The following is a 22,182-nucleotide window of genomic DNA, read 5'->3' as shown; positions in this document are numbered from 1 at the left end:
TCCACCTTCCATAGCAATGGTCATCACGCCCCTGGCTCTTTCGGCGGCACGCTTTCATCACGTTCGTGCCACGCCGGAAGCTCCAGCGCATGCTCTTTGAGCATGGCCTGGATGCATGCGCATGCGTTGTCTCTCTCCCCGTGCGCGCACTGATCCAGAATCTCTCCAGCGAGCATTTCGAACTGGGGCCAGAACTGCGCTGGATGGCGCACCTGCGCCACCCAGTGGACCAGCATCTCGGCCAGCGCATCGAGCTGTACCTGTATTTCGGGGCGAACGTTCATCCCGGAGGCGCCGCCAAGTCAAGCGCGACGCGGTAGTAGTGACCGTCGTCGCGGAGCTGGACGGTGAGGTCCGGCTGCAGGACGTCATCCACATGCAGCGTCGGCTGGCCCTGCGCAGTGCGGGTCACCACGAACTCGTACAGGCTGCGCCCGAAGCGGTAGCTCAGTTCGAAGGACGGCCAGTGATCGGGCAGGCACGGTTCAAGCGACAGACGATCGCCGTCACGACGTATGCCGAGCAGGGATTCGACCAGCAGGCGATACATCCAGCCGGCCGAACCGGTGTACCAGGTCCAGCCGCCGCGGCCGACGTGCGGCGATACGGCGTATACATCGGCTGCCAGCACATACGGTTCGACGCGGTAGGTCTGCACTGCCTCCGGGTCCAGCGTGTGGTTGAGCGGGTTGATCATCCCGGCCAGCTCCCAGGCACGCACCGCATCGCCCTGCTGTGCGAATGCCATCGCCGCCCATACAGCCGCGTGGGTGTACTGGCCGCCATTCTCGCGAACGCCCGGTACGTAGCCACGAATATAGCCGGGGTCCTCCGTTGTCTTGTCGAAGGGCGGATCGAGGAGCTGGATCAGCTTGGCGTCCTTTCGCACCAGATGCGTATAGAGCGAATTCAGTGCTTCCCGGGCACGCTCCGGCGCGGCAACGCCTGACAGCACCGACCAGCTCTGGGAGATCGAATCGATGCGGCATTCCTGGCTTTGCGAGGAGCCCAACGGGGTGCCGTTGTCGAACCAGGCGCGGCGGTACCATGCCCCGTCCCAGGCGTGCTGTTCCAGGTTCTGACGCAGACGCTCGGCCTGCTCCTGGCACCACTGCGCACGGGCTGCATCGCCCCGCGCGTTGGCCAGCACGATGAAGCGGCGAAGCGTGTCGTGGAGGAAGAATCCGAGCCACACACTCTCACCGCGCTGCTGGTCGCCGACGCGGTTCATGCCGTCGTTCCAATCGCCGGTCCCCATCAACGGGAGGCCGCGCTCGCCGAGCAACCGGCAACCGCGCTCCAGCGCGAGGACGCAGTGCGCATACAGGGTGCCGCGCTGTGTCGAAGGCGTGGGCATGTCGTAATACCCTTCCTCTTCCGGTGTCACCGCGCGTCCCTCGATGAAGCCGACCACTTCGTCCAGCACGCTGGCGTCGCCGGTCACCTCCAGGTAGCGGCACGCACCCTGGGGCAGCCACAGATAATCATCCGAGCAACGGGTGCGCACGCCGCGACCCTGCGGAGGATGCCACCAGTGCATCACATCGCCTTCGGCGAACTGGTGGGCAGCGCAGAGCAGCAGGTGATCGCGGGTCAGATCCGGGCGAGCGTGTACGAGGGCGAGTGCGTCCTGCAGCTGGTCGCGGAAGCCGAACGCGCCGCCTGACTGGTAATAGCCACTGCGCGCCAGGTAGCGGCAGCCGAGGGTCTGGTAGACCAGCCAGCCATTGGCCAGTGCGTCCAACGCCGGGTCCGGCGTGCGTACCTGCACGGTGGCCAGCACATTCCGCCAGTGGATGCGCACGGCATCCAGCGCATCGATGGCCTCATGGGCACCCTGGCGGCTTCGTGCCAACGCGACCGCTTCCTCGCGGTCGCGCCCCGCGCCAAGGCGGAACGTCGTTTCACTGCGGTCGCCCGGCGCCAGCACCAGTGGCACCTGGATCGCCGCGCAGGGATCCAGCCCCGTGCCCAAGCGTCCATCCAGACGTTCGCGACGCAACGCCGCCGGTGCATGCAGGCCGCCATTGCGGCCGATGAACTCCAGGCGATCACAGGTCCAGCCGCAGCCCTCGGCATCGGTGTCGAAGAAGGCCATGCGACCGCCGAACTCGGTGCTGTAGCTGTTGCGCGCCAGCAGCGCCCCGGTCTGCGGGTCGCGTTCCGTGACGACGTGCATCCGCGACTTGGTGCGCAGGTCGCCCATGACCCATTCAACGTAGCCGATGGCCGACAGCCGCCGTGGCCTGCCCGAGAGGTTGTGCAAGCGCAGGACCGAGAACTTCAGCGGCGCGGTGACATCGACGAAGACCCACAACTCGCTGGCGATGCCGTCTTCGATATGCTCGTAGACCGTATAGCCGAAGCCATGGCGGGTACGGTACGCACCGGTGCCCCTGCATGGCAGCGGCATCGGCGACCAGACACGGCCGGTGTCCTCGTCGCGCACGTAGAAGGCCTCGCCGCCGGTGTCGGACACCGGATCATTGAGCCAGGGCGTCAAGCGGAATTCGTGTGCATTTTCGAACCAGGTATAGCCCGGTGCACTCTCGCTGACGACCGTGCCCAGGCGGGCGTTCGCGATTACGTTGGCCCACGGCGCCGGGGTCGGGGCGCCTTCGCGCACCACCACGACGTACTCGCGGCCGTCCTCGCTGAAACTGCCGGTGCCGTTGTCGAATCGGCCTGCGCCGCGATACGGAAGGAACGGCCAAGGGTCGTCCACCTCTTCGTCGTGCTCGACGCCCGGGGGCAGTCCGGGTTCGGGACCCGGGTCGGCGACGACGGGCAGCCCGGGCGTCGCGTCCATCGCCAGGGCCAGCTCCTGCTGCTCCGCCTGCGGCACCAGGGCCGGAATCCGTCGCACCGGCAGCGGCTGGCGTCCCACCTGCGCGGCCAGTGTGCCGTCCTCGTCGCTGATCACCACCCGTGCGACCGCCTGCAACAGAATGCGGTCCTCGTGGCTCATGTTCTGCACCGGCCGCACGAAAATGCCGCCCGGGCGATCAAGCAGGCCGGTCTCCGAACTGGCCGCCACCATCCCCAGGATCTGATCCTGGAGTTCCTGCCGATAGCCGGCCTTGCTGTCGTTCCAGATGACCAGGTCGGTGTTGAGGCCCTTCTGGCGCCAGTACGCATGTGCCTGCACCAGTTGCCGGACCAGTTCCACGTTCTCGGCGTCGGTGACCTTGAGCAGGACGATGGGCAGGTCGCCGGAGATGGCATGGCCCCACAGGCCGGATTGTCCTCGCTGGTTCTGCTGGAGGACGGCGGCGCCCGCGCGCAGCAGCGGATTGGCATACAACACGTGGCTGGCCAGGCGCTCGTACAGCGACGCCTCGGCCTGGCTGGCGTTGATCTGCCGGCGCACCACCTGGCTGTGCGTCCAGGCCAGGTCGAAGACGCGGTCGGCCAGGCGGCGATCACGGTATTTGTCTACCAGTGCCTCGCAACCGGAGCGGTCGGCGCCGATGCCGTACACCATGTCCAGCTGCACGGTCTGCTCGGGCTCAAGAACCACGCGGACGCGGATCGCCACGATCGGGTCGAGCACCGAGCCGTCCGTGCCGGAGAGCTCGGTATCGGTGGTCAACGCCTGCGGCGTCCGCGGCGTGTTGCCACGACCGAGGAAGCGTGCGCGGTCGGTTTCGTAGGAGATCGCCACCACCTCGGCGTCATGCACCGCCACCAGATGGAACATCCACGGTGGTACCTCGTCGTGCGAACGCGGCCGGCGCGTGCACAGCACGGCCTGCTTGGCCGACAGGATCTCGCTCTGCACGAAGAGGTTGCTGAAGGCCGGATGCGCATCGTCGGATGCGGCGGGGGCGAGCACCACTTCGGCATAGGTGGTGATTTCCACCGTGCGCTGGCGACGGCTGCGGTTGGTCAGGCGCAGGCGCCTAAGCTCGATGTCGTCCTCGGCGGAGATGGCGACCTGCAGGTGGCTCTCGCAGCCGCGGCGGGCACCGCGGAACTCTGCCTTGGCGTCGGAGAAGATCGCCTCGTAATTGTCCACTGCCACGCAGGTGGGCTGGTAGGCGGCAGACCAGAACTCGCCGCTGTCCACGTCGCGCAGATAGCAGAACGAGCCCCAGGCATCGGTGGTGCCGTCTTCGCGCCAACGGGTGAGTGACAGGTCGCCGTGGCGACTGTAGCCGCCGCCGGCATGGGTCAGCATGCCGTGGTAGCGGCCGTTGGACAGCAGCTGCACTTCCGGACGCGGACCACCCGGATCGCGCAGGACGCGCAGGGAGGTCTCGTGCTCGGCCATGGCGGAGTGCTCGCCCAGGGATTCGACCTCATGGGGATGGAATACGCCGATGCGCGGGATGCGTTCCTGCAGCAGCAGCAGGGTGGCCTGGAACTCGACATCGGCAACGAAGCGACGCTGCATCGGCTGGTCGCGCAACAGGTAATCCAGCGACAGCAGGCCCATGCCCTGGTGGTGGGCCATGAACGAACGCAACAGCACGTGATCCTGCCCCGGCGGGACGCGGGCAGGGGTGTAGTCGATCGCTTCGTACATGCCGAAGCGTCCGGAGAAGCCCAATCCTTCGAGCGCCTGGAGGTTCTGGCACGCCGCCTCCGGCGCCACCATCAGCGCCATCATGCTGGCATAGGGCGCGATGACCCGATCCTGGCCCAGGCCGCGCTTGAGGCCCAATCCCGGCACGCCGAACGCCCGATACTGGTAGTTCAGGCGGGCATCGACGGCGTTGTAGCCGGACTCGGATACGCCCCACGGCAGGTTCAAGGTACGGCCGTAGACGATCTGCGCCTCGACCGCGTGACGTGCGGTCTGGTCGAGCAGGGTGTCCGGATAGCTCGGCATCACCAGCTGCGGCATGAGGTACTCGAACATCGAGCCACTCCATGACAGCAGCGTCGGCGTGCCGTTTACCTCGGTGAGCATCCGGCCGAGCGCGAACCAGCTCTCCTGCGCCAACTGGCCCTGGGCGATGGCCACGAAGGCACACAGCCGCGCTTCGGAGGCCAGCAGGTCGTAGAAGCTGTTGTCGAGGCGGTGGTCGTCGACGTTGTAGCCGATCGAGAGCAGGTTGCGGCTACGGTAGAACAGGAACCCGTATTCCATCAGCGAGAACTGCCCCGCACGGTGCGCCAGGGCGTGCAGCTGCTCGATGCGCGCGCGCGCGTCCGCACCCGCCGTACCGGGCAGGGCGGCCAGCTGGCGCAGGCTGGGCACCGGCGCCTCGCCGTCCGCGCCGGCAGCGGCAGGGAGGTCGGCGAGTGCCGCCTGGGCGGCATGGCATTCGGCAGCGAACAGGGCGGGCCAGTGCAGCTCACCTTCCTCGGGCGATTCCGGTGCCGGCCACTGCGCCAGCACGGCGTCGGCCAGACCGGCCAGCTCCTGCAACCGGGCCAGCAGCTGCGCCGTCCCGCGGGGGAGGTCGGTACGCGTTGACGCCAAGCGCTGGCGAAGGTGGTTGAGCGCCTCGCCGAGGTGCCTGTCATCCGGGCGATGGCGCTGCCGTTCCTCCTCCAGCACGCCGAGCGTATCGGCCAGGCCGTCGAACGTGTGCGGCGCCAAGACAGGCGCGTCGACCAGCGCGAGCAGGCCTTGGCGCAGCGTCAGCAGATGGCCAGCCAGGTTGCCGCTGTCCACGGTGGAGACGTAGCGCGGCGGCAGCGGCGCCAGGGTTTCGGTGTCGTACCAGTTCAGGAAGTGGCCGCGATGGCGCGGCAGCTGGTCCAGCGTATCGAACGTGAGGGCGGTACGTCTGGCGACCGCACCCTGCTGGAGATACCCGAAGTCCCACGCGGACAGATTGGCCAGCAGGGACAGGCCGATGTTGGTCGGCGAGGTGCGGCGCGCGACGACCAGCGTCGGATGCTCCTGGATGTTGTCCGGCGGCAGCCAGTGATCCTGCTCGCGCACCCAGGCCTGGAAGAACGACCAGGTGCGCCGCGCCAGCCGGCCAAGGAAGGCCCGCTGGGTCACGGACAGTTCCGCCACGCTCGCCGCCGGCGGCCGGCCCAGCCACGCCATCAAGGCCGGCGCGAAGGTCCACGCCAGCAGCAAGGGCAGGGCGACAGGCAGCGCCTGCGGATGCACGCTGGCCACGACCGCCGCCAACGCGAGCGCCAGCAGCGACGCCGGCGCCATCACACGCCATTCCGCGCCGCGGTCGCCGCCAAGGCGGCGCTCGACTTCGCTGGAGGGGTTCCATTGCAGCAGGTGACGGCGGGTGATGGCCATCCGCCAGAGCGTGCGCAGGATCGCACCACCGGCCAGCAACGCTTCGTAGGGCAGGCAGGCGATCTGGGTGGACGCGCGCAGCAACGACTGCAACGTACCGCGCCCGACCATGATGTAGTGCGCTTCCAGCGGCGTGTCTTCCGGAACGCTCAGCGCATCGCGCAGCATGCCGATCAGCGGCGGCGCGAACCACAGCGCCAGCACCCACGCCGTCCATGCGGCCGGGTTCCCGGCATACAGCCAGCCCGCCATCAACAGGGCCAGGGCCGCGATCGGCACCAGGCTCCGGCGCAGGTTGTCCAGCAACTTGCCGCGCGACAGCAGACTGAGCCGGTTGCGTTCCCATCCGGATCCCGGGCGCGGTGTCCACGGCAGCAACCACGGCAGCAACTGCCAGTCGCCGCGGATCCAGCGTGCACGGCGCTTGGCGTCGGCGGCGTAGCGTTCGGGATAGTCCTCGTACAGGCGCACGTCGCTCACCAACCCTGCGCGTGCATAGCAGCCTTCCAGCAGGTCATGGCTGAGGATGCGGTTCTCGGGTAGGCGGCCCTCGAGCGCATGCTCGAAGGCTTCGACGTCATAGATGCCCTTGCCCACGAACGAGCCTTCGTCGAACAGGTCCTGGTAGACGTCCGAGACCATGCGCGTGTACGGATCGATACCCGGCTCGCTGCCGAACATCCGGGCAAAACGCGAGGTGCGGCGCCGGCCGAGGCTGGTGCCGACGCTGGGCTGCAGGATGCCGTAGCCTTCCACCACGCGTTGCAGCGTCGGATCGAAGCGCGGGCGGTTGAGTGGGTGCGCCAGGGTGGCGACGAAGGCGCGTGCCGCATCCCGCGGAAGTTGTGTGTCCGAATCCAGGGTGATCACGTAGCGGACGCCGATCAGAGCCGCCGCGTCACCGACGACGCGCATGAACGCGGCCGCATTGCCTTGGCGGAGCAGGGCATTCAGCGCGGCCAGCTTGCCGCGCTTGCGCTCGTGTCCCATCCACACGCCTTCGCCCGGGTTCCATTGCCTGGGGCGGTGCAGCAGGTAGAAGCGATCGCCGCGCTCTGGCGCGTAACGACGGTTCAATTCCTCGATCCGCTCCACGGCATGCGCAAGCAGGGTGGCGTCCGTCGGCGTCTCGGCGGCCGCGGCATCGAGAAAGTCCGTCAGCAGCACGAAGCGCAGCTGGGGATCGCGGTTGGCCAGGAAGCGGACCTCCAGCGCTTCGGTCAGGACGTCGATGCCCTCGATGCTGGACAGCATCGACGGGACCGCGACCACGGTGGCGCATGCGGCAGGGATGCCTTCGCTGAAATCGAGCTTGGGCAGCGGCCTGGGCGTGACCAGCACCGTCGCGGTCCAGTTGACCAGGACGATGCCCAGCTCGCTGAAGACCAGCAGCCCGAGCAGCGCGGCCAGCCAGAGGGGCGCCGCGCCACTGCCGGTGGCCAGCAGGCCGCCGGTGGCCAGCACCGCAAGCAGGATGATCGGCAGCAGGTACAGCGCCAGCGGCACGCGATGCGCAAGTCGCGGTGCCTTGCGGTGGCGCGGGGCTGCCTCGGCCACTGCGTCAATGGTGGCGTTCACGCCTTCGCCGACGAGCCAGTAGCCCACGTGCGTGCGAGGCCCCTCGAGCGGCGCAGCCCGTGCCAGGTCGAGCGCGATGGTCGCAACGCGCTCCTCGGCGACGCGGCTGCCGCGGGCAATCTTCTCCACCACGTGGCGATAGGCGTCGCGGGTGCCGAAATCCATCTGCGCATAGACGCCCATGGGGTCGTCCCGCAGCCGCTGCTCGACCACGCTCATATCTTCGACAAAGGTGCGCCAATCCATGGTGGAGAGGAAGCGCAGGCTGCCGATGCTGTTGCCGATCGAGACCTGATCGGCCGCCTGTTGCTGCCCCTCGGCGGCGACCAGTTCGTCGATGCGCTGCCCGGCCGCGGCTGCCCACTGTTCCAGCCAGGCGACGGGCATGGCCCATGCGCCGCCGCGCCCCTGCAGCGAGCGGGTCAGCTCGGCGATGAAGGCGCCGGTCAGAGGTGGCTCGGACCGTGCCATGTCAGCCACCACCAGGACCACATCGGTAGGGGTGTCGGAGGCCGCGCGATTGAGGTTGTCCGCCCATTGGGCGGCCAGGCCACGGTCTGTCCCGTCGCGCATCACCCGCGCCGCCATGCGCCGCAGATTCTCCAGCAGGGCCAGGCGCAGCATGATGGGAACGGCCCACAGTTCGCCCAGGCTCAGCGGCGCGAGCGACTGATACGAGGCGATGAAGCGGCCCAGGGTATCGGCGTCAATGCGGCCATCGCCGTGCGCGATGGCCTGCATCGACAGCTCATACACGCGCGGCAACCCGGCCGAGGGGCCGCCGACAAGCGAAGGCAACTGCCGGCTGTAGCCGCGCGGCAGGTGGCGTCGCGCGGTCTGGATCTGTTCTTCGATCAGGTAGTAGTTGTCGAGCAGCCATTCCCCGGCCGGGGTCACCGGCCGCTGTTCGCGCACTACGTTGCTGAGCAGCGTGTTGGCGTCTTCCAGGACACGCTCGTTGGCCTGCAGGCGATCGAGCAGGCGCTCTGCGCCAGGTCGCATCCGCACCCGATGCTGGCGCGCCAGTGCGCGGCCGTACACCTCCATCTGTTCAACGCTGTACAGCGCGGCACGCAGTGGGACCTCGGTGGCTTCGATGGCCGGGACCGAGGCCTGGCGCTCACGCCAACGCCAACGCACTACACGACGCAGGCGGAGCCAACGACCAAAAAGACGACGAAAGTGGGGCATGGGTTACCGAGGGGGGCAGGTCGCGGCCTTCATAGTTGCATTTGGGGTGCCTTGGTAGCTGTGAAGGTCGGGTGCGGCTGGGTGCCTACGGCAGTTCCACCACCACTTTGCCCTTCGCCCGACCGCTCTCCACGTGCGCCAGCGCACCCTCGGCATCCTGGAACGGAAATACCCGATCAATGACGGCGGCGATTGCGCCGGACTCGACGAGCGATGTGATGGTGCTCAGTTGCGCCCCATCAGCCCGCATGAAGACGAAGGAGTACGTCACCCCTTTCAGTTTTGCCTTCCTGCGGATGCCAAGGCTGAGCAGGCGCATGACCTGCTTGAGCGGCCAGGCCAGCCCGCGCGCAGCTGCAAAGCTGGGCGTGGGCGGTCCCGAGATGGAAATAAGATGGCCACCCGGCTTGAGGATCTGCAGCGAGCGCTCCAGTTCATCCTTGCCCAGGCTGTTGAGCACCACATCGTAGTCGTGCAGTTCCGTAGCGAAATCCTGCTGCCTGTAATCGATGACCACGTCCGCGCCCAAGTCCTTCACCCAGGCTACGTTGGGCGTACTGGTTGTCGTGGCAACGAGCGCGCCGAGGTGCTTGGCCAGCTGGATGGCCACGGTGCCGACGCCGCCGGAGCCCGCCTGGATGAACACCTTCTGCCCGGGTTTCAGCTGGGCGGTTTCGACCAGTGCCTGCCACGCGGTCAGCGCGACCAGCGGCAGCGAGGCAGTCTCCACCATGGTGAGGTTGCTGGGCTTGAGTGCCACAGACGTGGACTTGACGGCGATGAACTCCGCGAACGCACCGATGCGGTCATCGTCGGGACGTGCGTACACCTCGTCGCCCGGCTTGAACTGGCGAACGCTGGCGCCGACGCGCTCCACCGTACCGGCCAGGTCGTTGCCCAGAATCAGCGGCAGGCGATACGGCAGGATCACCTTGAACTCGCCCCGCCGGATCCTCGTGTCCAGCGCGTTGACGCTTGCAGCATGCACCCGGATGAGCACATCGTCATCGCGCAGCGACGGCGTCGGCACGTCATCGATGCGCCCTGTTTCGTTCTTGCCATAGCGGTCGATGAGGAAGGCTTTCATGCGCGATAGCGCTCCGCTGCCTGCGCCTGCCGGACGTCCGAGAGCAGGCCCTGGCGCGATGCCTCCAGTGTGTCCCAGCGTTCGGCGACGTGCAGCGGCGGAATGGTCACGGTCTCGCGACGATCAAAGCCGATCAGGGCGGCATCCACCAGCTCGCCGACATCCATCACCTCCGACAACGTATTGATGTCGATGCCGGCACGCTCCCAGATCTCGGTGCGCGTGGCGGCAGGCAGCACGGCCTGCACATACACGCCTTTGGGCGACAGTTCCAGGCTGAGCCCCTGCGACAGGAACAGGGCGAAGACTTTGGTCGCACCGTAGACGGTCATGCCGAACTCGGGGGCCAGACCCACCACCGAGCCGATGTTCACGATCGCGCCTTCGCCGGCGTCGGCCAGTCGCGGTGCAACGGCCGCGGCGAGGCGCGTCAGGGCGAGAGTATTCAGTGTCACCAGCTGATGGATGCTGTCGGCCGACTGCGCGGTGAAGCCGCCGGTCTGGGCCATGCCCGCGTTGTTGATCAGGATGCCGATGCGGGCGTCATCGCGCAGGCGGGTTTCCACTGTGACCAGATCGGTGTGTTGGGTGAGGTCGGCCGGCAGGACGTCGACGGCCACCCCGGTGTGCTGGCGCAGGCGGGCGGCCAGTGTGTCCAGGCGCGCCTTGTCGCGCGCGACCAGCACCAGGTCGTGGCCGCGGCGTGCGAAGCGTTCGGCGTAAACGGTGCCGATGCCGCTTGAGGCGCCGGTGATGAGGACGGTGGGAAGCAGGCTCATGGTGTGTCTCGTGGAAATTGGGGGGGGCGAACGGCTATTGCGGCGTCGCATCTGTCAATACGTTCAATGTCGCGCGGTCTTCAGGAAGGCGGCAGGCCACGAGCGCGGCTGCGACACAATGATGATGACCGTAATCTTAGATGTCAACGGTTTGATTATGCACGTAATCTAAGTGTGATAAAGTGCCTTACTTCCGCAGCACAGCGTTGCAGGGCATCGTTCATGAAGGTCACCAAGGCACAGGCGCAGGCCAACCGGGCGCACATCGTCGAAACCGCCTCCACGCTGTTTCGGGAGCGGGGGTACGATGGCGTGGGCGTGGCAGACCTGATGGGGGCCGCAGGCTTCACCCACGGCGGCTTCTACAAGCACTTCGCCTCCAAGACCGACCTGATGGCGGAGGCGGCCACCTGTGGTTTTGAGGCATCCGCCGAGGCCTTGGCCGAGACAGATCTGCGTGCGTTCCTGACGTGTTACCTGTCCCGTGAACACCGGGATGCGCCAGGGCAGGGCTGCACGATGGCGGCACTGTGCACGGACGCCGCGCGTCAGCCGGCATCGGTCAAGGCTGCGTTCGCAACCGGTATCGAAGCGCGGCTGGCAGCGGGAGCAGGTCCCGAGGGTCACGTGGATGCCGCTGCTGCTGAGCGCAGCCGTGCGCGGCGGATCGCCCTGATTGCGCAGGCGGTGGGCGCGGTGGTGTTGTCGCGGTCCTGCCCGGATGATGCGGCGCTCGCCGACGAGATTCTGGACGCCTGTCGGGACGACATACTGGCGCGGTTGCCGGATGCCCCTGTGGCCTGAGGCTGTCCTTCGGCGCTGAGTACCGTTGCGGTCACCACGGCAACAGGCTGGGGTGAACCCATACCCGATCGGTCACCGATTGCCCGGTTCACTCCGCGGCGCTACCCTTGGCCCATGTCCATTTCACCCTCCGCAGCGCTCGACGCCGGCCGCGGCCCCGCCGAGCACGATGTGCGCACGCAGATCATCAAGGCGGCCACCGGGCACTTCAGTCACTACGGCTACGACAAGACCACGGTGTCCGACCTTGCCAAGGCCATCGGCTTCTCCAAGGCCTACATCTACAAGTTCTTTGCCTCCAAACAAGCCATCGGGGAGGTCATCTGCGCCAATTGCCTCGGGGAGATCGAAAGCGAGGTGCATGCTGCCTTGAAGGGCGTTCAAGCGCCGCCTGAAAGGCTTCGTGTTCTGTTCACCGTCATCGTGGAGGCCAGTCTTCGCCTGTTCCTCGAGGAACGCCGGCTCTATGAAATTGCGGTGGCGGCCGCGACGGATCACTGGCCCTCGACCCAGGCCTACCAAGTCCGCATCCGGCAGCTTGTCGAAGAGATCCTGAAAGACGGACGTGTCTCCGGCGCGTTCGAGAGCTCAACGTCGCTTGGCGAGACCAGCCGCGCGGTCTACCAGGTGCTGGTGCCCTATCTGAACCCCGTAACGCTTCCCCACCTGTCGGTCTGGCATGAGGAAGCGCCCACCGCGCTGCAGGACCTGGTCCTTCGGAGTCTGTCCCCGCTACGACAGTGACCATTGACGTAAATGGTCACTAGGAACAGAATGCGTCCGGATACCCCACTCCGGAAGTCTGTATGCGGCGCCGTTTTGTACTCACAGCCATCTCCTGTGTTGTTCCGTTGTTCCTTGCAGCCTGCGGAACGTCGGATGACATCGACCCCCGGACCGCGCCGCCCATCGTCCGGGTTGCCACCGTGCAACCGGGCGCGGGAAACGCGCGCACATTCACCGGCACCATCGCGGCAAGGGTGCAGAGCGACCTGGCATTCCGTGTGGGAGGCAAGCTTACTGAGCGCCTCGTCGAGACGGGTCAGACGGTCAAGCGCGGCGATGTGCTCTACCGGATGGACCCCAACGATCTGAACCTGGCCGCGGCCGCCCAGCAGCAGGCCGTCATCGCGGCGCGTGCGCAGAGCGCGCAGGCCACGGCCGACGAAGCGCGGTATCGCGATCTGGCGGCCAAGGGCGTCGTGTCACGATCATCCTACGACCAGATAAAAGCGGCGGCCGATGCGGCGGCCGCTCAGCTCGGAGCGGCCGAATCCCAGGCCCGGGTTGCGCGCAATGCGAGCCAGTACACAGCGCTCGTTGCCGATGCCGACGGGGTGGTCATGACCATCAACGCCGAGCCGGGTCAGGTCGTGGCGGCGGGGCAGGTGGTTGCCCGGCTTGCCCGCGCGGGGAGCCGAGAGGCGGTCGTCCAACTGCCGGAAACGCTTCGTCCCCTGATCGGCTCGGTCGCCCTGGCGTCTTCGTTCGGGGGAAACGGCAGGATTCCCGCGCGGTTGCGCGTGCTCTCTGAATCGGCAGACGCCGCAACCCGGACCTTCGAAGCCCGTTACACGTTGGAAGAGGGCAGCGCCGCACTGCCGCTGGGTTCAACGGTGGCGGTCGAGCTTGCAGGCTCGGCCCCTGCCGGCGTCCCGGCTGGTTTTGAGGTTCCGCTGGGGGCGTTGTTCGATCCCGGCACCGGAACCGGCGTATGGGTGATCAGCGGTGAGCCGCTCAAAGCCAGCTGGACGCCGGTCGCCGTCAAGCAGCTGGGCGACGATCAGGCCTTGGTCGAGGGCCCGTTGAAGGCCTCGGATCGCGTGGCGGCGCTTGGCGCACACCTGCTGCGGGAAGGGCAGGTGGTTCGTCTGGCTGACACGGCCAGGAGCACCGCTGCAGATGGGGCGCATCAGTGAGTGGGTTCAACCTGTCCGCGCTTGCGGTGCGCGAGCGCGCTATCACGGTCTTTCTGATCTTTCTGATTTCCGTTGCCGGCATCGTGTCGTTCTTCCAGCTCGGCCGCGCGGAGGACCCCGCGTTCACCGTCAAGGTCATGACCATCGTGACGGCCTGGCCAGGTGCCACGCCGACGGAGATGCAGGACCAGGTCGCCGAGAAGCTGGAAAAGCGCCTGCAGGAACTGCGCTGGTATGACCGCAGCGAAACCTACACGCGGCCTGGCTTGTCCTTCACCACGCTGACATTGCAGGACGGTACGCCGCCTTCAGCCGTGCAGGAAGAGTTCTACCAGGCGCGCAAGAAGATGGCCGACGAAGCGGCGAACCTGCCGGCAGGCGTGATCGGCCCGATGGTGAACGACGAATACGCGGATGTCACCTTCGCTCTGTTCGCACTGAAAGCGAAGGGTGAGCCGTTCCGTGTGCTTGCACGCGACGCTGAAACCCTGCGCCAGCGCTTGCTGCACGTGCCTGGCGTGAAGAAGGTCAACATCATCGGTGAGCAGCCCGAGCGCATCTATGTGGAGCTTTCGCACGAACGCCTGTCGAACCTTGGCATCACACCACAGCAGGTGTTCGGGGCGCTCAACGGACAGAATGCCCTGACGCCCGCAGGCTCGGTCGAGGCCATGGGTCCGCAGATCTTCATCCGCCTGGATGGGGCGCTGGACCAGCTGGAGAAGATCCGCGATACGCCGGTCGTTGCACAGGGCAGGACGCTGAAGCTGAGGGACGTTGCGACCGTCAGGCGGGGCTATGAGGATCCGTCGGCCTTCATGATCCGCAACGGCGGCGAGCCGGCGATGCTGCTTGGGATCGTCATGCGTGACGGCTGGAACGGCCTGGATCTCGGCGCCTCACTCGACGCGGAGGTCAAGAGAATCAATGCGGGCCTCCCGGTAGGGATGGCGCTGGACAAGGTCACCGATCAGGCGGTGAACATCAGTGCGTCGGTCGACGAGTTCATGATGAAGTTCTTCGCCGCGCTGCTGGTGGTGATGCTGGTGTGCTTTGTCAGCATGGGCTGGCGAGTGGGTGTCGTGGTGGCTGCGGCCGTGCCGCTGACGCTGGCTGCCGTGTTCATGGTCATGGCCGCAACCGGCAAGAATTTCGACCGCATCACGCTAGGCTCGCTGATCCTGGCGCTTGGCCTGCTGGTAGACGACGCGATCATCGCCATTGAAATGATGGTGGTGAAGATGGAAGAGGGCTACAGCCGGGTCAAGGCATCGGCCTACGCGTGGAGCCATACGGCAGCGCCGATGCTGGCTGGCACCCTGGTGACTGCGGTGGGGTTCATGCCCAACGGCTTTGCCCGGTCCACTGCGGGCGAATACACCAGCAACATGTTCTGGATCGTGGGCATCGCGCTGATCGTGTCGTGGGTGGTCGCGGTGTTCTTTACGCCTTACCTGGGTGTGAAGCTTCTCCCTGAACTCAAGGCCGTCGAAGGCGGGCACAGCAGTCTCTACGACACGCCGCGCTACAACCGCTTCCGATCGATCCTGGCGCGCGTGATTGCGCGCAAGTGGCTTGCCGCAGGCTCGGTGATCGCACTGTTCGTGCTCTCGGTGGTGGGCATGGGGCTGGTGAAAAAGCAGTTCTTCCCCATCTCTGACCGTCCGGAGGTGTTGGTCGAAGTGCAGATGCCCTACGGCACGGCCATCGAACAGACCAGCCTGGCGACCCAGAAGGTCGAGAAGTGGCTCTCGGCGCAGGAAGAAGCGAAGATCGTCACGGCTTACATCGGTCAGGGCGCGCCCCGGTTCTATCTCGCCATCTCGCCGGAACTGCCGGACCCGGCGTTTGCCAAGATCGTGGTGCGCACTGACAGCCAGGAACAGCGCGATGCCTTGAAAGCCAAGCTTCGCCGAGCGGTGGCGGAGGGCTTGGCGCCCGAGGCGCGTGTGCGGGTGACGCAGTTGGTGTTCGGGCCTTACTCGCCCTACCCAGTGGCGTATCGGGTCAGTGGTCCGGATCCGGATGTCGTCCGTGGCATTGCGGCCAAGGTCGAGCAGACCCTGCACGCCAGCCCGATGATGCGCACGGTCAACACCGATTGGGGTGCGCGCACGCCGACGCTGCACTTCACGCTGGATCAGGACCGCCTGCAAGCGATGGGGATGACGTCGGCCTCTGTCTCGCAGCAGTTGCAGTTCTTCCTGAGCGGGGTGCCCGTCACGGCTGTTCGTGAGGACATCCGCACCGTCGAGGTTGTCGCTCGATCCGGCGGCGACACACGCCTGGATCCTGGCCGGATTGCGGACTTCACCCTGGTCGGTGCGGCTGGCCAGCGCGTGCCGCTGTCCCAGATCGGCACAGTGGAGGTCCGGATGGAAGAGCCGGTGCTGCGCCGTCGTGATCGGGTGCCCACCATCACCGTGCGCGGTGACATCGACGATGCGTTGCAGCCACCGGACGTATCCGCCGCGATCAGCAGGCAGCTCGAGCCACTCATTGCCTCGCTGCCTGAGGGCTACGCCATTGCGCAGGCAGGTTCCATCGAGGAATCGGGCAAGGCAATGAGCGCCATGCTGCCGCTGTTCCCGATCATGCTGGCGGTGACCCTTCTGATCATCATCCTGCAGGTGCGCTCCATCTCGGCAATGATGATGGTGTTCATGACCAGTCCGTTGGGGCTGATTGGCGTGGTGCCAACGCTGCTGCTGTTCCAGCAGCCGTTCGGCATCAACGCGCTGGTTGGATTGATCGCGTTGTCGGGAATCCTGATGCGCAACACGCTCATCCTCATTGGTCAGATCCATGAGAACGAACAAGCAGGGATGGAGACCTTCCACTCCATCATTGAGGCGACGATTCACCGCGCGCGTCCAGTGATCCTGACCTCCCTGGCAGCGGTGCTTGCCTTCATTCCGCTGACCCACTCGGTGTTCTGGGGAACGCTTGCCTACACGTTGATCGGCGGCACCATCGCCGGCACCGTGATGACGCTGGTGTTCCTCCCGGCGATGTATGCCATCTGGTTCAAGGTCCGAGCGGAAAAGACCCCCGTTGCCTGATATTGGCCCGGACCTCTTTTATATGGGAAGTGACTCATGAGCATTGCTGACAAAGACCGCATCGTGGTGACCGGAATGGGCGTGGTCAGCCCACTCGGCTGCGGGGTTGAAACCGTCTGGTCGCGCCTCCTGGCCGGGCGCTCCGGGATCGGGGCGCTGGGTGCCGATCTTGCGGCGGGGACCGGCTGCGAAGTCGGCGGCCGCGTGCCCGACTGCGTTCAAGACCCGGAGGCGGGTTTTGATTCGACCGGCATCATCGCGCCGAAAGATCTCAAGAAGATGGACCGGTTCGTTGAGTTTGCGCTGGTCGCCGCGCATGAAGCGCTTGCGCAGGCGGGTTGGCATGATGCCGATGAGCGCGGGCTGCTGCGAACGGCGACCGTGATTGCCACGGGCATCGGCGGTTTTGGATCGATCGTCAATGCGGTCCACACCACCGAAAGCCGTGGGCCTGGCCGGCTGTCGCCCTTCACTGCGCCGACTTTCCTGGCCAACATGGCGGCAGGGCAGGCATCGATACGCTACGGGTTCAAAGGCCCGCAGGGCGCACCCGTCACGGCCTGCGCAGCGGGTGTCCAGGCCATCGGTGATGCAGCACGGCTGATCAAGTCCGGTGAGGCGGACATCGCGCTGTGCGGTGGGGCGGAGGCGGCGATGCACCGGGTCAGCCTGGGCGGCTTCGCGGCGGCCAAGGCGCTCAGCACGTCGTTCAATGACACGCCCCAGGCCGCCTCTCGCCCGTTTGACGAGCAGCGGGACGGATTCGTCATGTCCGAAGGGGCAGGGTTGCTGGTGATCGAGCGCCTGGACCACGCCTTGGCGCGCGGCGCCAAGCCGCTTGCCGAGCTGGTTGGCTACGGCACGACCTCCGATGCCTTCCATCTGACAGCCGGGCCCGACGACGGCAGCGGGGCGCGGCGGGCGATGGAGATCGCGCTGGCACAGGCAGGCATTACGCCGGCGCAGGTCGATCACATCAACGCGCATGCCACGTCCACCCAGGTGGGCGACCGCGCAGAACTCGCGGCGATGCGTGCGCTGTTCGGTACCCGACCCGATCTTCTGATTTCCGCCACCAAGTCCAGCACCGGGCATCTGCTGGGGGCGGCGGGGGGCATCGGGGCCATCTTCACCGTGCTCGCGTTACGTGATCAGATCGCGCCCGCGACGCTCAACCTGATTCGGCCGGATCCATTGGCGGAAGGACTGACGATCGTAGGCGGCGTGCCGCGGAAGGCGGATATCGCGTTCGCCCTGACCAATGGATTTGGCTTCGGCGGGGTGAATGCCAGCGCGCTGTTCCGGCGCCTGTGAATGCCGTGGCCTCAACCGGCGGCGCAAGCAAAACCACGCTGCGTTGGGAGCGGGCGAGAGCGCGTAGCCGAAGGAGCATCCTTGATGCCGCCGCCACCGTGTTTGCGGAGGAGGGCTTTGAGCGTGCGACGATGAAGCGCATCGCAGAGGCCTGTGGCATTACGAAGGTCACCCTCTACGCGCACTTCCGTGACAAGGAGCGTCTTTACAGGACGGTCATGGACGGCCATCTCGCAGCGATGCCCTCAGTGATGCTCGACATGCATGGGGATGGCCGATCTTGGCGAGGCGTTGAGGCGTATCGCTGACGGCATCGGCCGATTGGCGGCGGATGCTTCGTGTCAGGCGTTCTGCGGGTCGTTGTCGCGCTCCGGTCCCGCCAGTGACGTCTACAGAGACCAGTGGAATGCGGTGCTGGAACCGTATCTGACGCTTGCAGAAGACGTCTTCATCGAGGCTTCCGCGTGCCCGACCAACGCCGCGGACAGCGATAATTTCCTGAGGCTGGTGCTCACGGAGCATGGCTTGCCGGAGGGGCCCAGGCGTGTCTCTCGGAGCGATGCAACCGTCGCGCTGTTTGTTCGGGCCTATGCAACGCCTCAACGGCGCAGGTAGCTGGCCAGTTTCAGAACGGTGGCTGCGCTGGATGCGTGGAGCAATTGCAATGTCGTGGTCTTACGAGAGCCGATGCCGGCGACCGCTTCCTTTACCACGATCATTTCATACTCTCTGGCGTTGCCATCGAAGCATGTGGCCGTGATACAGGACTCCGCTGTCATTCCGACAACGACAAGCTCCCTTACGCCAAGTTTGGCAAGCAGCACGGCGAGTGGGGTGGCGAGGAAGGCCGAGTGCTTGGGCTTGAGCACGAAGTAGTCACCGTGCTCCGGCTGGAGGATTTTCGCGATCGCCGATGACGCGCCCTCCGTGGACAGGCACAGCCGCACCAACTCTTTGAAGTCCATCTGCCAATTCGCGAAATTGTCATTGGCGTAGATCACCGGATGGCCGCGCTCGCGGAAATGCCGCGCGAGCCTTGCGATGTGCTGAGCCGCTTCCAGAGCCTTGGGCTTCACTTGGACGGCTTCCGGGAAGTCGAACAACGTGAACATATCGATGATCACGAGCGCGGGGTTGGGAATACCCATGGCTTTCCTCCCACCTCAATCGTCCGTCTGGTCGTAAGGCGTCGGCAGCGGCTCGATAATGGCTAGTGAAGGAGCGGCGGTGCATGCCGCTCCTGGATCAGCTGCCGAATCCGGGCCACGGGCCTCAGGCGGCCTTTGCCGCCTTGGCATTCCCACCCGACTTGGCCAGGATCGTCAGCTTCTCATCGGTTGCCTTTTCTTCTTCGAGGGTTTCAAGGAGAAGCGGGAGCGCGTCCTTGTAGCCCAGCTGCTTGGCGAGCGCTGCGATCGTGCCGTAGGACGCTATCTCGTAGTGTTCGACCTTCTGGGCGCCGCCGATGAGAGCCGCATCGCGCACCGGTCCCTCTTCGATGCTGTCGATGGCTTCCTTCCCCTCCTCAACCAGCCCTTCCATGGCGGCACACTTGATGCGCTTGAGACGGATGCCGAGCAATTCGACAACCTGGTCGATGCGCTCTATCTGGCCCTGGGTTTCCTCCAGGTGGGTTTCAAAGGCGGCAGCCAGGTCCGGGTTGGCGGCGGCGCGCGCAAGGCGGGGCAGCGCCTTGGTCAGCTGCTTCTCCGCGCTGTAAATGTCCGACAGTTCGTGGATGAACAGGTCTTCAGCGGTCTTGATCGCCATGATGGTCCTCCAGGTTGGTGGCGGGTGGAGCGCTGAAGCTACGGGCTCTCCCGTTAGGTTCGTGCGCAGAGCTGTGAAGGTCTGCTACACGCCTGCCATGTCTTCTGCGCACTGCATGCACACCTGTTCACGGCCGCCCGACGGTCGAAGGGCTAGAAAGAGGCTGGACGAGTGGGACTTTCACGAGAAGCCGTCATGCACCGAACCGTAGTATGTGTCGCTGTCATCTTCGCCTTGTCTGCGTGCGGGGGAGGAAACACAGAGTCCAGCGTCCAAGCGCCCGGGGCCGAAGAAAGCGCGAAGACCAAAGCGCTCGAGACCGGGGCAGCCGTGCTGCAGGACCGACCGCCGGTCGATGCCCTCAACGCCTATCTGGACGGGTTCCATTTCTACAACGGTCAGATGAAGGTCCAGATGGAGGCGCACCATTACTGCTCCATCCTCAACGAGGATGTGATCCAGTGCACCATCTACGACGGCAACGTGAAAGACGCCAAGTTGATGGGGGTGGAGTACATCATCAGTGAGAAGCTCTTCGCAGGCCTTCCCGAGCAGGAGAAGGCGCTATGGCACAGCCACGTTCAGGAGGTGAAATCCGGTCAACTCATCGCGCCAGGGATTCCCGAGGTGGCCGAGCACGAGCTGATGGAGAAGCTCATCCACACGTATGGCAAAACCTGGCACACGTGGCACACAGACCTGGACAAGGATCTGCCCCGAGGCATGCCGCAGCTGATGATGGGCTTCACCGCAGATGGCCAGGCGGACCCTGCGATGGTGGCTGCACGCGACGCACGGTTGGGCGTCAGTAGTGAGGACAAGCGAAAACGCCGTGCCGACATCGCCGCGCCGCCCATCGATGCAGGAGCGGATGCGTGGCAGAAGGGGACAGTCATCCAGATCGAGGACCCGACCGGCGGACATGCTCACGATGGGAGCGAAGAGGCTGACGCGCCATCCATCGGCCACAAGAATGCGACGTCCAAGGGCAGTTCCGGACACTTAGGTGGGGCGCCGCCTGGTTCGATGGCTCCTGCCCGGTGAGGCGCGTGCGAGCGGTAGTGAAATGGGCCTGCCATGTTGGCTGAATGGCGAACGGGAGGACTTCGTCTGTCCTCGACCTTGCACCGGGTTTCCACTACGGGTTTGATCAGTCGCTCCGTGCATCAGCCGGAAAGTAGCGCTTGCCCAGCCGCAAGGCGACGTGGACCAGCAGGATCAGTACCGGCACCTCCACCAGCGGGCCGATGACCGCGGCGAATGCGACCGGCGAAGCCAGGCCGAAAGCGGCAATGGCCACAGCGATCGCCAGTTCGAAATTGTTGCCTGCTGCAGTGAACGCGATCGCGGTGGTACGGGGATAGTCTTTGGCGATCAGCTTGCCCATGAAGAAGCTGATGACGAACTGGATGATGAAGTACAGCGTCAGCGGGATCGCGATGCGTACCGCGTCCATCGGAATCCGCAGCACGTCGCCGCCCTTCAGGCTGAACATCGCTACGATGGTGAATAGCAGCGCAGCCAGGGTGATCGGACTGATGGCGGGCAGGAACTTCTCTTCATACCATTGCACGCCCTTGCGCGCCTTCAGCCATCGGCTGGTGAGGAAGCCGGCCAGGAACGGGATGCCAAGGTAAATCAGAACAGCCTCGGCGATGGTCCAGAAACTGACATCGATGATGCTGCCCTGCAGACCGAACACCGGCGGCAGCCAGGAAAGGAAAAACCACGCGTAGACGCTGAACAGTGCGATCTGGAAGATCGAGTTGAATGCCACCAGTCCAGCCACATACTGGGCGTCGCCGCGGGCGAGCTGGTTCCACACCAGCACCATGGCGATGCAGCGGGCCAGCCCGATCAGGATCAGCCCGGTCATGTATTCGGGGTAGTCGCGCAGGAACAGCACGGCCAGGCCGAACATCAGGAACGGACCGACGATCCAGTTCTGCAGCAACGAGAGCATCAGCACCCGCTTGTCGGCAAAGACCCGTGGCAGTTCTTCGTACTTCACCTTGGCCAGCGGCGGGTACATCATCAGGATCAAGCCGATCGCGATCGGGATGTTGGTCGACCCTATGGAGAGGCTGTTCAGCGCGCTGGGTATGCCTTCGAACAGCGCCCCCAGTCCGACGCCCAGCGCCATGGCGGCGAAGATCCACAGCGTCAGGTACCGGTCCAGAAAGGACAAGCGGGAGGTGTCAGTGGTCATGGAATTTTCCGGGAGGACGGTCAGTGGATCTGCGCAATCGGATCGAACAGGCCCCAGTGCACCCGCACAACGTCGCCAAACACAACCGGGCACGCCTCGGCGGCCGCGCTGTCGCATACGGTGACGATCAGATCCATTGCAGCGGCATCCGCTTCGGCAAATTCGTCCCAGGACTTGCTGCGCAGGCCGTGCGCGCGGAATTACCGGTACAAAAGAACAAGACGCGACGGGTCATTCGAGCGATCTCCA

General features: G+C 65.6%; 14 protein-coding genes and 1 pseudogene. 7 read left to right on the top strand and 8 right to left on the bottom strand.

Annotated features, from left to right (window positions below):
* Positions 1-23: 23 nt before the first annotated feature.
* From HDC96_RS04555 to HDC96_RS04540, 4 genes are all read right to left on the bottom strand, one after another.
* The gene (locus tag HDC96_RS04555; protein WP_179458936.1) at positions 24-284 is read right to left on the bottom strand and encodes a hypothetical protein; all 261 of its coding nucleotides are present in this window, start codon (positions 282-284) and stop codon (positions 24-26) included.
* Entirely contained in the window at positions 281-8,989 is an 8,709-nt protein-coding gene (locus HDC96_RS04550) for a glycoside hydrolase family 94 protein (protein WP_179458935.1), read from the bottom strand. The genes HDC96_RS04555 and HDC96_RS04550 overlap by 4 nt, the downstream gene beginning before the upstream one ends.
* Positions 8,990-9,074: 85 nt before the next feature.
* Positions 9,075-10,076 (bottom strand): NADP-dependent oxidoreductase, encoded by a 1,002-nt coding sequence (locus tag HDC96_RS04545; protein ID WP_179458934.1) that lies wholly within the window; start codon positions 10,074-10,076, stop codon positions 9,075-9,077.
* Positions 10,073-10,855, bottom strand: coding sequence for an SDR family oxidoreductase (locus HDC96_RS04540; protein ID WP_179458933.1), 783 nt, complete (start codon positions 10,853-10,855; stop codon positions 10,073-10,075). Before HDC96_RS04540 ends, HDC96_RS04545 begins: the two co-directional genes overlap by 4 nt.
* A 222-nt stretch (positions 10,856-11,077) precedes the next feature.
* On the opposite strand from HDC96_RS04540, the gene HDC96_RS04535 reads away from it, so the two are divergent.
* From HDC96_RS04535 to HDC96_RS04505, 6 genes are all read left to right on the top strand, one after another.
* Entirely contained in the window at positions 11,078-11,659 is a 582-nt protein-coding gene (locus HDC96_RS04535; protein ID WP_179458932.1) for a TetR family transcriptional regulator, read from the top strand.
* Between the two features lie 114 nt (positions 11,660-11,773).
* Complete coding sequence (locus HDC96_RS04530) at positions 11,774-12,403, top strand: TetR/AcrR family transcriptional regulator (protein WP_179458931.1); 630 nt, start codon at positions 11,774-11,776, stop codon at positions 12,401-12,403.
* Between the two features lie 62 nt (positions 12,404-12,465).
* A complete protein-coding gene (locus HDC96_RS04525; RefSeq protein WP_179458930.1) occupies positions 12,466-13,578 on the top strand; it encodes an efflux RND transporter periplasmic adaptor subunit in 1,113 nt (370 codons plus the stop codon).
* Entirely contained in the window at positions 13,575-16,640 is a 3,066-nt protein-coding gene (locus HDC96_RS04520; RefSeq protein WP_179458929.1) for an efflux RND transporter permease subunit, read from the top strand. The genes HDC96_RS04525 and HDC96_RS04520 overlap by 4 nt, the downstream gene beginning before the upstream one ends.
* A gap of 36 nt (positions 16,641-16,676) precedes the next feature.
* Positions 16,677-17,954 (top strand): beta-ketoacyl-ACP synthase II, encoded by a 1,278-nt coding sequence (fabF, locus tag HDC96_RS04515; RefSeq protein WP_179458928.1) that lies wholly within the window; start codon positions 16,677-16,679, stop codon positions 17,952-17,954.
* A gap of 270 nt (positions 17,955-18,224) precedes the next feature.
* Positions 18,225-18,569, top strand: a complete 345-nt coding sequence (locus HDC96_RS04505) for a hypothetical protein (RefSeq protein ID WP_179458225.1) — start codon at positions 18,225-18,227, stop codon at positions 18,567-18,569.
* Here the strand turns inward: HDC96_RS04505 and HDC96_RS04500 are convergent.
* Positions 18,554-19,102, bottom strand: coding sequence for an isochorismatase family cysteine hydrolase (locus HDC96_RS04500; RefSeq protein ID WP_179458926.1), 549 nt, complete (start codon positions 19,100-19,102; stop codon positions 18,554-18,556). The genes HDC96_RS04505 and HDC96_RS04500 overlap by 16 nt on opposite strands.
* A gap of 124 nt (positions 19,103-19,226) precedes the next feature.
* A complete protein-coding gene (locus tag HDC96_RS04495; protein ID WP_179458925.1) occupies positions 19,227-19,724 on the bottom strand; it encodes a DUF892 family protein in 498 nt (165 codons plus the stop codon).
* Between the two features lie 195 nt (positions 19,725-19,919).
* On the opposite strand from HDC96_RS04495, the gene HDC96_RS04490 reads away from it, so the two are divergent.
* The gene (locus HDC96_RS04490) at positions 19,920-20,768 is read left to right on the top strand and encodes an OBAP family protein (protein ID WP_179458924.1); all 849 of its coding nucleotides are present in this window, start codon (positions 19,920-19,922) and stop codon (positions 20,766-20,768) included.
* Between the two features lie 106 nt (positions 20,769-20,874).
* Here HDC96_RS04490 and arsB read toward each other — a convergent pair whose 3' ends face one another.
* Entirely contained in the window at positions 20,875-21,933 is a 1,059-nt protein-coding gene (gene arsB / locus HDC96_RS04485; RefSeq protein WP_179458923.1) for an ACR3 family arsenite efflux transporter, read from the bottom strand.
* Between the two features lie 38 nt (positions 21,934-21,971).
* A pseudogene (locus tag HDC96_RS04480) lies at positions 21,972-22,168 on the bottom strand (arsenate reductase ArsC); the annotation flags it as partial.
* Between the last annotated feature and the right edge of the window lie 14 nt (positions 22,169-22,182).

It is taken from the genome of Stenotrophomonas sp. JAI102 (genome assembly GCF_013409105.1).
GTDB classification, from domain to species: domain Bacteria; phylum Pseudomonadota; class Gammaproteobacteria; order Xanthomonadales; family Xanthomonadaceae; genus Stenotrophomonas; species Stenotrophomonas maltophilia_AA.
The sequence above is the reverse complement of the archived record's forward strand: the minus strand, read 5'-3'. Positions and strand labels throughout refer to the sequence as shown.